At 37.7% G+C, this 14179-nt stretch carries 16 protein-coding genes and 2 pseudogenes; 10 read left to right on the top strand and 8 right to left on the bottom strand.

The features are described from left to right. Position 1: 1 nt before the first annotated feature. The 4 genes and pseudogenes from FSC11_RS15920 to FSC11_RS15905 all read left to right on the top strand — a co-directional run. Positions 2-427: pseudogene (locus FSC11_RS15920) on the top strand (hypothetical protein); the annotation flags it as partial. An 869-nt stretch (positions 428-1296) separates the two neighbouring features. Beyond that, the gene (locus FSC11_RS15915; protein ID WP_163167899.1) at positions 1297-1575 is read left to right on the top strand and encodes a type II toxin-antitoxin system RelE/ParE family toxin; all 279 of its coding nucleotides are present in this window, start codon (positions 1297-1299) and stop codon (positions 1573-1575) included. A 7-nt stretch (positions 1576-1582) separates the two neighbouring features. After that, the gene (locus FSC11_RS15910; protein ID WP_218944685.1) at positions 1583-1882 is read left to right on the top strand and encodes a HigA family addiction module antitoxin; all 300 of its coding nucleotides are present in this window, start codon (positions 1583-1585) and stop codon (positions 1880-1882) included. A gap of 28 nt (positions 1883-1910) precedes the next feature. Then, on the top strand, positions 1911-2567 hold the full coding sequence (locus tag FSC11_RS15905; RefSeq protein WP_163167897.1) for a hypothetical protein: 657 nt from the start codon (positions 1911-1913) through the stop codon (positions 2565-2567). Between the two features lie 149 nt (positions 2568-2716). Here FSC11_RS15905 and FSC11_RS15900 read toward each other — a convergent pair whose 3' ends face one another. After that, positions 2717-3127 carry a conjugal transfer protein TraD gene (locus tag FSC11_RS15900; RefSeq protein WP_163167895.1) on the bottom strand — a complete coding sequence of 137 codons (411 nt, stop codon included), beginning with the start codon at positions 3125-3127 and terminating at the stop codon, positions 2717-2719. Positions 3128-3407: 280 nt separating this feature from the next. Here FSC11_RS15900 and FSC11_RS16160 point away from each other — a divergent pair, with 280 nt between their 5' ends. The 4 genes and pseudogenes from FSC11_RS16160 to FSC11_RS15885 all read left to right on the top strand — a co-directional run. Continuing rightward, positions 3408-3563, top strand: coding sequence for a hypothetical protein (locus FSC11_RS16160; protein WP_171521753.1), 156 nt, complete (start codon positions 3408-3410; stop codon positions 3561-3563). Then, positions 3563-4492 (top strand): MobA/MobL family protein, encoded by a 930-nt coding sequence (locus FSC11_RS15895; protein WP_163167893.1) that lies wholly within the window; start codon positions 3563-3565, stop codon positions 4490-4492. The genes FSC11_RS16160 and FSC11_RS15895 overlap by 1 nt, the downstream gene beginning before the upstream one ends. Continuing rightward, on the top strand, positions 4489-4989 hold the full coding sequence (locus FSC11_RS15890) for a hypothetical protein (RefSeq protein ID WP_163167891.1): 501 nt from the start codon (positions 4489-4491) through the stop codon (positions 4987-4989). The genes FSC11_RS15895 and FSC11_RS15890 overlap by 4 nt, the downstream gene beginning before the upstream one ends. 82 nt (positions 4990-5071) lie before the next feature. Next, positions 5072-5467 (top strand): annotated as a pseudogene (locus FSC11_RS15885) (hypothetical protein); the annotation flags it as partial. Between the two features lie 28 nt (positions 5468-5495). On the opposite strand, the gene FSC11_RS15880 reads toward FSC11_RS15885, so the two are convergent. Next, a complete protein-coding gene (locus FSC11_RS15880) occupies positions 5496-6197 on the bottom strand; it encodes an IS1 family transposase (RefSeq protein WP_154320143.1) in 702 nt (233 codons plus the stop codon). A gap of 264 nt (positions 6198-6461) precedes the next feature. Further along, entirely contained in the window at positions 6462-8393 is a 1932-nt protein-coding gene (locus FSC11_RS15875; RefSeq protein ID WP_154320142.1) for an ATP-binding cassette domain-containing protein, read from the bottom strand. Between the two features lie 228 nt (positions 8394-8621). Between FSC11_RS15875 and FSC11_RS15870 the strand changes: the two genes are divergently transcribed. Beyond that, positions 8622-9323 (top strand): IS1 family transposase, encoded by a 702-nt coding sequence (locus FSC11_RS15870; RefSeq protein WP_004282341.1) that lies wholly within the window; start codon positions 8622-8624, stop codon positions 9321-9323. Positions 9324-9656: 333 nt separating this feature from the next. Here the strand turns inward: FSC11_RS15870 and FSC11_RS15865 are convergent, their stop codons facing one another. The 3 genes from FSC11_RS15865 to FSC11_RS15855 all read right to left on the bottom strand — a co-directional run bounded on the left by FSC11_RS15865 (position 9657) and on the right by FSC11_RS15855 (position 11212). Continuing rightward, entirely contained in the window at positions 9657-9947 is a 291-nt protein-coding gene (locus FSC11_RS15865) for an addiction module antidote protein (protein ID WP_004787581.1), read from the bottom strand. A gap of 3 nt (positions 9948-9950) precedes the next feature. Continuing rightward, the gene (locus tag FSC11_RS15860; protein WP_004787583.1) at positions 9951-10247 is read right to left on the bottom strand and encodes a type II toxin-antitoxin system RelE/ParE family toxin; all 297 of its coding nucleotides are present in this window, start codon (positions 10245-10247) and stop codon (positions 9951-9953) included. Positions 10248-10570: 323 nt separating this feature from the next. Continuing rightward, a complete protein-coding gene (locus FSC11_RS15855) occupies positions 10571-11212 on the bottom strand; it encodes a TetR/AcrR family transcriptional regulator C-terminal domain-containing protein (protein ID WP_004787586.1) in 642 nt (213 codons plus the stop codon). Positions 11213-11277: 65 nt separating this feature from the next. Between FSC11_RS15855 and tet(39) the strand changes: the two genes are divergently transcribed. Then, a complete protein-coding gene (gene tet(39) / locus FSC11_RS15850; RefSeq protein ID WP_046267530.1) occupies positions 11278-12465 on the top strand; it encodes a tetracycline efflux MFS transporter Tet(39) in 1188 nt (395 codons plus the stop codon). A gap of 224 nt (positions 12466-12689) precedes the next feature. Here tet(39) and FSC11_RS15845 read toward each other — a convergent pair whose 3' ends face one another. After that, complete coding sequence (locus tag FSC11_RS15845) at positions 12690-12977, bottom strand: hypothetical protein (RefSeq protein ID WP_004870774.1); 288 nt, start codon at positions 12975-12977, stop codon at positions 12690-12692. Further along, positions 12974-13915 carry a replication initiation protein gene (locus FSC11_RS15840; RefSeq protein ID WP_020846814.1) on the bottom strand — a complete coding sequence of 314 codons (942 nt, stop codon included), beginning with the start codon at positions 13913-13915 and terminating at the stop codon, positions 12974-12976. Before FSC11_RS15840 ends, FSC11_RS15845 begins: the two co-directional genes overlap by 4 nt. Between the last annotated feature and the right edge of the window lie 264 nt (positions 13916-14179).

Raw genomic sequence — 14179 nt, 5'->3', positions numbered from 1 at the left:
TGATTTTGTAAGCTTTGCTACTCCAGAGATTCTTAATAAATTTCCAGCCGATCTCATCAATTTCGTGCAAAAGGAAACACCTAAGACATTAGCGGACATATACCCTGAAGAAGCCGTGTTCTTATCAGCTATCAAAAAATTTATAAGACCTTTTAAAGAACAGTATAAAAAATTGGCTGATAAGAACAGGGAAATTAAGGAGCACAATACAGTTGCTCATAAAATTTATATAAAAATTAAAAATAAGGAAGCAACTCTGCAAAAGCCAACAGAGTCAAAGCCTAAAGAATCTAGTCCAAAGACTACTGAAAATAGTGCTGTCCCAGTAGAGATGAAGCAGGGAGCCATTCAGAAAAATATGGCTCCACAAGAAAAGCCAATTACTGTAATTAAGAAGCGAAAATTTGCTTTAAACAAGGATAAGTAACTTGTAATTTAAAATTATAAACAAAAACCCCTCTAAGTCTTGCAACTTAGAGGGGTTTTCCAGTAAATTCAGCGGTACGCAGTTATTTGATGCTAGAACATCAAGTAACGAAGATCATAAGGTTTGACGACCGTTATGATTTCACCAAAAGGCTTGTACCTGAATTCTATTTTCACAATAAACAGTGTTTATATCAAGCCTCAAAATGATAAGTCTTCGTTAATTCGTGTTTTAAATCGTCAAATAAGTATCCTAGATCGAGCTTTGCCCGCTTCTGCGTGTCCGTTTTACGGTCGGCATGCAGTACGTGTGGTAGGAATAAGTGTCACTGGCGTATTGTAGCTATGGTCGAAAGGCTAAACCGCTTACAGGGGAACTTCACATAGGCGGAGCGTTGGGAGTAGTTACATAGGACTTGTTAAGTTGTAAGTTGGGGAAACCCTCGCAGAGATACAGGCAATGTAACGACAGGGAGCGCGTGGAGCGAAGTGCAAGACTTTGAGTCCTTGTCTGCATAGTCAGCAAAGCTATGTGCGGATACGACCGATATACGTGGCTCCGAAGCCAAATATATACAGGTAAATCGGCAATACTTAGGGGATAGGTTATTTTTTAAAATGACCGCCCTTAGGGTGAGTATTGCCGAAACTCTCTCAACCGTTCACCAAAGCCAAAGCACGAAGTGCGACGCTTTGGGGTAGAGTTGAGAGAGTTGAGAGCATTTAGTTAGTTAGTTTTGGAGATAGAGAGTGTGTTTACTCAATCTCTCATAATGCTTAGGCTATTTACCCAAACTAAATATTATGTGTTGTGTATAGTTTTACTGAACGAGTTACTGTATATTAAAACTATACAAAGGATGATTTTTTGTGATTGTAGATTTTAATCATAAAGGACTGGAACGATTTTTTAAAACCAGTTCTACAGCAGGTATTCAGTCTGTTCATTCAACAAAGTTAAAAAGACAATTAACTGCTTTGAATGAAGCGCAAAGCATTGATGAAATGAATTTCCCTGGGTGGAAGCTTCATCCTTTGAAGGGTAAATTAAAAGATCACTGGGCAATTACTGTCAATGCTAATTGGCGTCTGACTTTTATTTTTAAAGATGGCAATGCGTATATCGTGGACTATCAGGACTATCATTGAGGTGAACATGATGATGAATAATCCAGCTCATGCAGGCGAGTTAATTTCTGAATGGTTAGATGGTTTAAAAGAAGAAGGACAAGCGATTACAATTACAGAACTTGCTGAACGCATTCAAATAACACGTCCATTACTTTCTAGAATTATTAATGGCAAAGCGCCTGTAACGGCAGATGTAGCTTTACGTTTACATGATGCTTTAGGTATCAGTGCAGACTTGTTAATGCGTGTTCAATCTAAGCACTCACTTTGGATTGAATCACAAAAACAGCGTCCAAAGATTCAACCATTTTTTATTAGTTGTTAAATTAAAATATGAAATAGAGATATTAACTGTGTTTTTTTCAAAGAAAGATAAAGAAATTGAAGTAGTGCATGGAAATCCTTCTAGAAGTTTTCCTAGTAATTATGAATTAAGGAAAAAAGTTTTCATTAATGCTTACAGCCGAGGATATTATTCAGATATTAAAAATTTTGAGCTAATTCAGATTGATGAGAATTATAAAGTAAGATATGTTGAAAAAATAAAGTTTTTAGCATTTATATATGATCATCCTAGACAGTCAGTGTCGGTAGATAGTACTCATTTTTATTATATTAATGACCAAGATAATTATATTTATTCAGAGCTAATTGGAAACAGTTTTAAGAGTTATACATTTAAAAGTCAAAAAGGATGGTTAGCTCATTTATTTCTATCTGGTATTGAAAATGAAGTCATAGATAAGCTTAATAAGTATTTAAAAACTAACTATCAATATGATGATGAATTGATTAAAGATCAGGATTTTATAGATAGAATATCATTACCATTAAAGGAATTTGTAAATATTCCATCTGTAAAGTCTGAATTAAAGCTACATTTTGGACGTTCTAATATTGGTGAAGCACTACTAGCTGGTTATGAAATGGAAATTATTAATTTACTTGATAACAATGAAAGATATTCAGCTAGTATTTCATGGAATCTTATTGATTTTTTTAATGATTAATTCTTGATTTTCACTAAAATCAACATAATGTACTTTACAAAAATTTCTATTATTAAACTTCAATATCTTTAAAATCCCAACTTATCAGAGTTGGGATTTTTTTCATGATTTTAATTATTTAAATTAAAGAATATATTGAAATATAAATTTTAAGTCTTTTTACGTTGATTTAAAGTTTCTTGTCCGAGTTCTTTCCAAATCTGCCACTTCATATCATTTGGGTCGATTTCAGCAGTTTTAAGCAGAACTCCAAGTAATTCTGCTGGGTCCCGTTGACCTAGATTTGCAATCTCAAAAAGTGCACCTAATTGAATAAGGTGCCGTGTACGAGCTTTACGTTCAGCTTCCTTTTCAGCATTCAATAATTTTCTAACCACTACCTTTTGTTTATTCGCTCGATCTATGGCTTTTTCTGCTTTGATCAAGGCATTCAGTTTTTTCTCTTGGTCAGGGGTACGGTATTGGATTTGAGCTAATTCTAATAAAAGCTTTTGTGCATCACTGGGATTCTTTAAAGCAGAAATATAGGTAATTTTTTCAGACAGCCAATCATTATTCATATTCAATTCCTCAAGTAAGATACCGCAAAAGTACAGGCTCAATTCTCAAAGAACGATAACAAAATAATTACGTCCAATGTCCGCAATTTTGTTAAAGTTCGTCCTAGAGAAGTTCGCCTGTACTTCCATCAAAAATTTGATGGCGCGCTTAGACGTTTCTCAATTTCATTGAGAAACCTAAGCACGTTAGGGACTTCATCCCTAAAACCCTGAAACTTCTTTTTTTCGTTCAATTGAAAATTGAATGAAAAAAAGAAGTACCAAAGCTAGGAGCAACAACATGCAACTAAAACAGGTATTGGGAAAGATCAAAGATATTATTTTTGGCGTGATCGCAGCACCGCTACTCATCCTCATTATGGTGCTTGCTTCGATACTCGATCAAAGAGCGTTTAAGAAGGAACGCAACCGAAAAAAGGAACAGGATAAAACCTAATGGCGATTGCTCGTTTAAGTGTCAAAGTCGGTAAGGCAGGAAAGGCAGCACCGCATGCCGAATATATAGATCGGGATGAAGAAAAAAAGAAAAAAGAGGAACAGGCTAAAACTGACCTTGAACATAGTGACTATGGAAACATGCCGAAATGGGCAGAACATAATCCGATTAACTTTTGGCAGGCAGCCGACCTTTATGAGCGCAAAAATGGTAGTACCTACCGAGAATATGAAATTGCCCTGCCTAGAGAGATGAATGCCGAGCAACGCCTAGAACTGGTTGAGGACTTCATTCAGTCTGAAATTGGCTCAAAATATCCGTATCAGTTTGCGATTCATAACCCTAAAGCAATGGACGGCAACGATCAGCCTCACGTTCACCTCATGTTTAATGAACGTCTACAAGATGGAATCGAGCGAGATCCAGAGCAATATTTTAAACGCTATAACAGCAAGAATCCTGAACGTGGCGGAGCTAAAAAAGACAATACAGGCAAGAGTTACCAGGAACGAAAAACCGATATTAAAGACCTACGCCAAAGATGGGCAGATTTATGCAACAGCCATTTAGAAAAACATCAAATTGACAGCCGTATTGATATGCGAAGCTACAAAGAGCAAGGCATAGAGAAAGAACCTGAGAAAAAACTGCTACCAAGCCAAGCGAAGAATCCTGAAATCAGGGAAGCCCTGCAACAGTCACGAACAGTCCATAAAGAGCTTGAACGACTTGATTTAGGCGACCCGAAAAAAGACCTGAAAGACCTTAAAGACAGTCCAATTTCAGACAAAGAAATTAAACAGGGTATTGAAAGCTTTAAGGCTGATTTTGATACCTTCAAACAGCTTGCTTTGAAACAGTACAAAGAACAGCAGAAATTAGAACGAGAGCAACAGAAAACCATGAGTTATAAGGGGATGAGTCGATGACACCTGATGAAAAAAAGCTATATGCACTGATGGCAGTTGCAGAACAACAGCAAAACTTAGTTAATCAGGCCGTTAAAGAGCTTCAAATCACCGAGGAACGCATTCAGAAGGTCATCGCAGGGCAAACCCATCATACTGTATCAAAATCGCTAAATACGGGCTTACAGGAGGGTACAGCGGAACTTATTAAGACTGCCAAAGCACTTGGACATTTAAAAAATTCGATTGAATCAACCAGTGATCAATTTTCATGGAAGTTAATTACCATTTTCTTAGGTATTTTTTCAGTTCTCATACTGACTATGACGTGGCTATTTGCATCTTATATTAAGCCTTTAGAGAATATTCCAAAGATCGAGAGTTTAAGGCAGCAAGGTATTCAGTTTGATATTCAAAGTTGTGCCGTTGGAGAAGAGTCCAAGCCTTGCGTCCGAGTGATGAAAGAGCAGTGTGGCTATGGGAAGTATGGGGATTTATGCGTTATTGACCCCAAATAGCTAAATCTAAAAATGAAAGCTCTAAGCACTCATTTATAGTTTTTATTATGTTTTAAAATTAGTGGAAGTTAAGGAAATTATTATGTTAAAGCAATCAAGTTTAGAAAGAACAGAGTTTAAGGAAGAAGAACTTGCGCCCATTAAAAAGCTTGATTTGAATGATTTGAAAGTTCCTATGCCTAAAAACCTTGATCAGTTACTGATTTGGACATCCGAACTTGCTCAATATAATTATGCTCAATTCCTTGACCAATCCGAACAGCTAAAACTTGTTGATGAAGACAACCTGGAAGAACAGGCGGAAATCAGTCAGAAGCTTAGGTTCTATAGAGGTAATGCGCTTATAGAAAACCAAATCAAAGATTTCTATTTGAAAAAGTTACTTGATCAAGGGGAGGCAACAGTTAAAGGTTATATTAAAAGTCCGACTAAGAAAAATACCCGATATGCTGTAATTTCTTATCATGACTATGATTTTGGGTGGTGTTTCAAAAAGTATGCTGGCATTAAACGAATCCATTATTGATATAAAAGAACGCTAAATCAAAGGCTTTGTAATGATTTTCAAGCTTTTTGGAGAAGTTGCAGCTTCTCCTAAAGCCTCGCCTGATCCGATGCCGTAATCGACAATTATTGCCTTCTATACCCACAGTGAAAAATTTACCAATCAACTGTTTGCATTCTTTAAAGGTCGTAACAAAGCTATCCCAATGGTCACTTGATATACATGTATAGCTTACACCTAACTGCTTCAATTTTAATTTAAGTCGTTTTGCAGTGGCTAAATCTCGGTTACCCCATACATAAGCAACAATTTCACCTGTTTCTCGATGATAGGCATAAATTAGCCATTGTTTATTTTGCTTATGACCAACAAAAGTCCAAAACTCATCTACTTCAAGGGTTTCATAATGACTTTGCTGTGCTCGAAGTTGATATTTTGATTGGCTAAGTGTCCGTAGAACTTTACCGATACTTACTCTTTCAATTTCTGCTATATCCCTGACACCACTGCCTCGCACCATGAGGTGTAATATTTTGGTTTTGATACCTGAGTGACAGCCTTGATAACTGAGAGCATGATCACCAATAAATTGACGTCTGCATATTTTACATTGGTAATTTTGCTTACCATCTACTTTTGTGCCATTTTTCTTTATACTGTCACTTAGGCAGGCTGGACACTTGATTTCTAGAGTTATTCGCATTTCTCTATTTTATCAAAATCCAACCTGCTTTTTTTCAGCATACTTTTTGAAACACCACCAAAAAATAAACTTATATGGCACTTGCGTAATTCACGACAAAATGTGTCAAGTTTTGAAGAAGAGATGCAGTACTCAAGAATAGCAAGGAACTACACGGAGATGAAAAGCAGGAGGAAAATATTAAAAATGGGTGGTTTTAATAAAAAAAAGAGATGAATAACGCTTGTTACTCATCTCTCAGATAATGGGGGTGTTGAAATAGTGTTAGAAGGACTGCTCCAGACTTTCCAGTTCCATCATTAGTTCCAGCATCTGTTCTTCGGCTGTTTCCAGTTTGGCTTTCAGCTCAGTTTGCTCATTCATCAGTTTGAGCAAATCATTTTTACGTGAGGCATCATATAAAGCACTATCTCCGAGCAAGCTTTGAATTTCAGCCAGTCGCGGCGTAACCTTTGAAATCTGTGTTTCACATTTTTCGATATTTTTACGAATCGGGCGGCTCAGTTCCCGCTGGCGTGCCGCTTCCTTACGCTGTGCTTCTTTGTCCAGTCTGGAAATGGTTGCTTTGACTTCGACCTGAGATTTCACCGGCTCGGCTGGCTTCTGCCCGTTTTTGATCATCTCAATGCGGGCCTGACGTAACCAGTCGGCATAAGCGGTCAGATCACCGTCAAATTCACGGCATTGACCATTATGTACCAGCAGCAATTCATCACAGACACTGGCAATCAGCTGGCGCTCATGCGATACCAGCACCACAGCACCTTCAAAATCCTGCAAGGCCATGGTCAATGCATGACGCATATCCAGATCTAAATGGTTGGTCGGCTCATCCAGAATCAACACGTTTGGACGCTGCCAGACAATCAATGCCAGAGCCAGACGGGCACGTTCACCGCCTGAGAAACTTTCACTTGGCGTATCCATGCGTTCGCCGCTAAAACCAAAACTGCCCAGGAAAGAACGCAGGCTGGCTTCACTGATTTTTTTATCGGCAATACGGGCCAGCTGTAACATCGGGCTGGCATTGCCATCCAGTGCATCCATTTGGTGTTGGGCAAAGTAGCCAATATTGAGCAGTTCTGAATCTTTACGCAGACCCTGAAGCAATTTTAAATCACCGACCAGCGATTTAATCAGGGTGGATTTACCGGCACCATTCATCCCGAGCAAACCAATCCGGCTGCTTGGCGTGATCTGTAAATTGACATTGGTGACAATCAGCTTGTCACCATAACCAATATCGGCATGTTCCAGTTGCAATAAAGGCGAACTCATTTTGGTCGGTTCACGGAAACTGAAGGTAAATGGTGTATCAACATGGGCAGCAGACAGTTCCTGCATACGCTCCAGCTGTTTGATCCGGCTCTGTGCCTGCTTGGCTTTGGTGGCTTTCGCTTTAAAACGGTCAATATATTTTTGCAGATGTGCGCGGGTTTCCAGCTGCTTTTCATAAGCCTGTTGCTGCTGCGCCAGACGTTCACTGCGGGTGCGCTCGAAGGTCGAGTAGTTACCGGTATATAAAATCAGTTCCTGATTTTCAATATGTAAAATATGATCGGTAATCGCATCGAGGAAATCCCGGTCATGCGAAATCAGCACCAGCGTACCTTCATAGGCTTTCAGCCAGTCTTCGAGCCAGAGAATGGCATCCAGGTCTAAATGGTTGGTCGGTTCATCAAGAAGGAGTAAATCGGAACGGCTCATCAGGGTACGCGCCAGATTCAGGCGCATGCGCCAGCCACCAGAAAAACTTGAAACATCCAGTTGGGATTGATGTTCAAAAAAGCCCAGACCGGCCATCAGTTGCGAAGCTTTGGCCGGCGCAGAATAACCTGAAATTTCATCAAAACGGCCATATAAATGGGCCAGTTCTGCATCATCCAGCTGATCTGGCTGCTCCAGTTTCTGTTGAATATCCCAGTATTCTTCATCGCCGGACAAGACGAAATCAATGGCTTTCATATTCAGCGCTTTGATTTCCTGCGCCATATGCGCCACGGTCCATACCGCAGGACGGGTCAACGAACCGGTGTCTGACTCCATGCCACCAAGCAAAGCTGAAAACAGGGTCGATTTCCCGGCACCATTGACACCGGTTAGGCCAATTTTCCATCCTGGGTGTAACTGCATCGACGCTTTTTGAAATAAAACACGTCCACCGCGACGTATAGATAACTGGTCTAACTGAATCATTGAGAAATCAAAGCTAAGAAATAAGATGCGCCTATTCTAAAGGAAAGCCTTGTGAAAATGAAAAATCTTGCGACTTTTACTGAAATGAGCCAGCTTTTAAATATTGTGAATTTATATATTATGGACGAATAAGTTGAGTATAAGCTCTATTTTCAGCATTAACAGTTGTGGTGGTGTTTCAAAAAGTATGCTGAAAAAAAGCAGGTTGGATTTTGATAAAATAGAGAAATGCGAATAACTCTAGAAATCAAGTGTCCAGCCTGCCTAAGTGACAGTATAAAGAAAAATGGCACAAAAGTAGATGGTAAGCAAAATTACCAATGTAAAATATGCAGACGTCAATTTATTGGTGATCATGCTCTCAGTTATCAAGGCTGTCACTCAGGTATCAAAACCAAAATATTACACCTCATGGTGCGAGGCAGTGGTGTCAGGGATATAGCAGAAATTGAAAGAGTAAGTATCGGTAAAGTTCTACGGACACTTAGCCAATCAAAATATCAACTTCGAGCACAGCAAAGTCATTATGAAACCCTTGAAGTAGATGAGTTTTGGACTTTTGTTGGTCATAAGCAAAATAAACAATGGCTAATTTATGCCTATCATCGAGAAACAGGTGAAATTGTTGCTTATGTATGGGGTAACCGAGATTTAGCCACTGCAAAACGACTTAAATTAAAATTGAAGCAGTTAGGTGTAAGCTATACATGTATATCAAGTGACCATTGGGATAGCTTTGTTACGACCTTTAAAGAATGCAAACAGTTGATTGGTAAATTTTTCACTGTGGGTATAGAAGGCAATAATTGTCGATTACGGCATCGAATCAGGCGAGGCTTTAGGAGAAGCTGCAACTTCTCCAAAAAGCTTGAAAATCATTTCAAAGCCTTTGATTTAGTGTTCTTTTATATCAATAATGGATTCGTTTAATGCCAGCATACTTTTTGAAACACCACCAAATTTTTTATATCAAAATTTCAAAGTGTACTGATGAGTACACTTTGAATGGGTTCTAATACCCGAATTTCGTATATGAGATTTTATGTTAAATTTTTTATATCAAAATTTCAAAGTGTACTGATGAGTACACTTTGAATGGGTTCTAACACCCGAATTTCGTATATGAGATTTTATGTTAAATTTTTTATATCAAAATTTCAAAGTGTACTGATGAGTACACTTTGAATGGGTTCTAACACCCGAATTTCGTATATGAGATTTTATGTTAAATAAGATGGAACTTAGACAAAATTTTATTAATAGTTATGCATTCTGCACAGTTAGTTTTAGACCTAAAGCATTTACTACACGATTAATCGTATCAAAACGAGGTGCTGAATCTTGACGGAGTGCTTTGTAAAGTGCTTCACGTCCAATTCCTGCTTCTTTAGCGATTTGAGTCATACCACGAGCTTTAGCAATTACACCAAGTGCATGAGCTAGTTCAGCAGGGTCATTCTCTTCAAGAACCATATTAAGATACATTACAATATCTTCTTCACTCTTAAGTGCTTCTGCCATGTCAAAGCTAGGTAGATCAGCTATTTTAACCATTTTTCAATCCTCTAAAGATTTTGATAAATCAACAGCTCGTTCTATATCCTTTTGCTGTGTAGATTTATCACCACCTCCAAGCATCACAATGATTACATCACCATGTTTGATGTAATACATGCGCCAACCTGGTCCGAAGAACTCTCGCATTTCCCAAACACCTTCTTGAAGATGCTTTACATCGCCCCAATTACCACGCTGAACCTTATCTAATCTTCGATTCAGTTTAAGACGGGTCATACTGTCTTTAATGCTATCTAGCCATTCATCAAATTCAGGGAGACGTTTAATCTCGGTCATGAAAGTTCCTCTTTATTGTATTCGATCGAATACACAACATTATAATGAATATATTTTATGAGTAAATGAAATAATAAGAATATATTTTATCAATTGATTATTTAATAACCTATGTTCTTGGCAAAAGGTATCAAACCTGCTCATAAAAAAGCCGACTTGTTTCTAAGTCGGCTTTTTACTGTTTTTGAAGTCAGTCAAAATTTTATAACTATATGAAAAACAATAATATTTTAAATTGCGTTTCGTATAAGCTCTATTATGTTAAATAATTAAGGATAAAAGCTTTATTACTAAATAGAACAGTTGCTTAAAGCAGTATAGAGTTAAGTTTGCATTTTAATATCAAGTTGTCTTTCAGCACCGATAATCACCATACGAATCCCATTTTCAAAAATGTCATCCGCATTCATATTTTGTAAGGTATTCACTCCTTGGAGCATGAGTGGATATATAGTTGGATCGGCTTCGAATGGTGGGTCTGATCTTATTTCTTCTTGCTGCTCCTCAAGGACCCACCCAACAATAAACCTTCCTAATGTCATAAGTAATGCAACTGCTTCAACAGGAGAAAACCCAGCATGAGATAACAGCGCAACTTGGGCCTCAATCGTGTTGAAATGTCCTTGACTGGGGCTAGTTCTTGCATGTAGACGAGCACCATCACGGTAAGCTAGTAGTGCTCGACGAAAGCTTACAGAATTAGCGAGCAACCAATCTTGCCATGTCATCCCATCGATGGGTAAAGAAACTAAATGGTGTTCATTTATAATGGTTTCCGCCATTGCTTCCATTAACAAGGATTTATTCTTGAAATGCCAATATAGAGTTGGAGATTTAATACCCAATCGTTGAGCTAGCTTGCGTGTGGTTATTGAATCTATGCCTTCTTCATTCAACATATCCAATGCGGTACGCAGGACTATTTCACGTGTCAGACGTTGAGGTGCAATATCTTTTTTACTCATAAATCTATCACTGATAGGGAGTGTGTGAGAGAATATTAATTCTATCATTGCTAGAGAAGGCATTTGTGAAGAAATCATTGAGCGTGATTTTAATCACTATATTTCTGGATGCTGTTGGGATTGGTTTAATTATGCCGATCTTGCCTGAATTATTACGGTCATTGGCTGGAGCTGAAGCAGGCGGTGTTCACTATGGTGCTTTATTAGCTGTGTATGCTCTGATGCAGTTCATTTTTGCACCTATCCTTGGAGCGTTGAGTGACCGATTTGGACGTCGACCTGTATTAATTATTTCAATTGCTGGTGCAACGGCTGATTATCTCCTAATGGCTGCTGCTCCTTCTCTATTGTGGCTATATATTGGTCGTATTTTTGCGGGAATTACAGGTGCCAACATGGCTGTTGCAACAGCTTATGTTTCAGATATTACTCCAGCCCATGAGCGTGCAAAAAGGTTTGGTCTCCTTGGAGCTGTCTTTGGTATTGGGTTTATAGCGGGTCCGGTAATAGGTGGAGTTTTGGGTGAATGGAACTTACATGCACCGTTCTTTGCTGCTGCTTTTATGAATGGGATTAATTTAATAATGACAGCAGTCTTATTAAAAGAATCAAAACACAGCAATAAAATGACTGAGAAGGTTCAGGAGCAATCAATATTAAAGAAATTATCCTATTTGATCACTCAACCTAATATGGCTCCATTGCTTGGTATCTTTTTAATTATCACATTGGTTTCACAAGTCCCCGCAACTTTATGGGTTATCTATGGGCAGGATCGTTATGGCTGGAGTATATTTATTGCAGGTGTTTCCCTTGCTAGTTATGGAATATGCCATTCTATTGCACAGGCTTTTGCTATCGCCCCTATGGTAAAGAGGTTTGGAGAGAAAAATACGTTGTTATGTGGAATAGCTTGCGATGCAATTGGTTTACTTCTTTTATCTATTGCTGTTGAAGAATGGGTGCCTTTTGCGTTGTTACCATTGTTTGCCCTTGGTGGAGTAGCCGCTCCTGCTTTGCAAGCAATGATGTCCAGAGGTATTAGTGATGAAAGACAAGGTGAATTACAAGGGCTATTAAGCAGTTTTAATAGTCTGGGGGCTATAATTGGTCCTGTATTAGTTACTAGCCTCTATTTTATGACTCAGGCATCAGCTCCTGGAATGGTATGGGCATTAGCTGCAATACTTTATGTAATCACCCTACCCTTATTGCTTAAGTATCGCCTGAATAAATATTCTGGAGTTCCATAAAATATTTAATTTATTGGTTTAAAAACTAATGGATTCTATAGTTTATCTAAAATTAACATAATACACCTTATACGAAATTTGTTATAATTCTCGTGAAAATTCAACGCTGTAGTTTCAATTTTCTAGCCCAGTCGTCAATGACTGGGCTTTTTTTATTACTTTTCACGTTCCACGCCTAGTCTTTAATCAATGTTCCACGATTTTGATTAAATAAACTGAATAATTCAATCTGCAGAATTTAAGCGATTATCTTGAATAAGATCACTCAACTTACCTTCAAGCGATTCGATTTTATATTTCAGAGACAAGATTGAATCTTTTAAACGTGAATTTTTAGGTGCATCCGGATTCTTTAATTGATTAAAAACCTCTAATAATTCGCTGTGATGAGTGCTTAACCTTTCAATGTCACTTTCAATAGCCATTCTTGGTGTCCACAGAGCAAGTAAACTTTGCTCATAATCTTTGAGTTCTTGATGACTCATTGCATCTAATTCAGCCTTAGTTCTCATGGTTTAAAATCCGTCTTGCTATGAAGAGCTTTAAAAATCCGTTTTGTTGTTTCCTCTCTTACACTTTTCGGATCTCGTAAGATGCCACTAATCCAGAGGGCAAATGTCGGGTAGTCTGGGAAATTACTGAGGTCTGATAGCTCAGAAAGTTTAGATAAAATAGTGCTGTACTTGTTAATTTGAGCATCAGATAAATTGCAGAACATATCTATAGTTCTTTGATCTCGCTGAGGCGCTATTAATTTTGGCTTAGGTTTTTCTTTCACTATAAATTTAAAGCCAACTACTGAACGCCCTTTTTTTACATTTTCATAAGTGAGTTCAATATCTGTATTAGTTGTAATCTCATTTAATGAAGGCTTCATTACTCGGTCTTTTAAATTACAGAGTTTGTCATAAGATTTGGGCAAACCCAGCTCATTTTTTATATGTTCTAAGGACATTTCAAATTGTCCCATTGCTTGATGCTTTTTAGCTAAATGATAAAGATCGAATGAGTAATCTTTTTTCAAACTTAGTACGATATCTTTTTTATATTTTGTATAAGGGTTTAATTTATCAAACTCTTTTAACATCAGTAGAACGATTTCAGGGAAACGTATAGCTATCCCTCCGTCTTCATAAGTGCAATCAATCACCCAATTCGACAGCACCTTTTTTCCTCTTTCATTGTTATAAGAGAAATTTCTTTTAAGTAGATTCTTGCTGGCTAGTTCTAACTGCGTATATGCGGAATGCGTTTTAATGCCACATTCTCTAGCAAACTCTTCTGCCGTAATCATAATTCGGTCTTTTTCAGTTGCATCAGTGGTTCTAGCAATTGGGCTAGCAAGTATTAACATTCGTTTTTCATCAATGTTCATACTCTTAAAGCATTCTTGAACATTGTTTTGCATAACAACCCAGCTCAGAGGATATGTTTTTTTATTTTCGTCCATATAACTACAACCCCAAAAAACTAACTAACTACATTGGTATTTATGTAGCTTAAACATACATTGTCGTTTATTTTTTGACTACTATTTTTGTAGTTTTTTAACAAAACTACAAACTTTTTCTTGTAGTTTAATGTCCGGTAAAAGTAGTTTCTATGTCCGGTAAAAGTAGTTTTTTAAGTCCATTTTGTCCGGCATTTGTAGTTTAATGTCCGGTAAAAGTAGTTTTTTAAAGTCTGAAAGCATTGCTAGGCGTGGTTTATAGGG

Origin of the sequence: Acinetobacter schindleri, assembly GCF_010918895.1 — a bacterium.
Taxonomy (GTDB): domain Bacteria; phylum Pseudomonadota; class Gammaproteobacteria; order Pseudomonadales; family Moraxellaceae; genus Acinetobacter; species Acinetobacter schindleri.
Note: the sequence above shows the minus strand (reverse complement) of the source record. Positions and strands in the feature narration are given on the sequence as shown.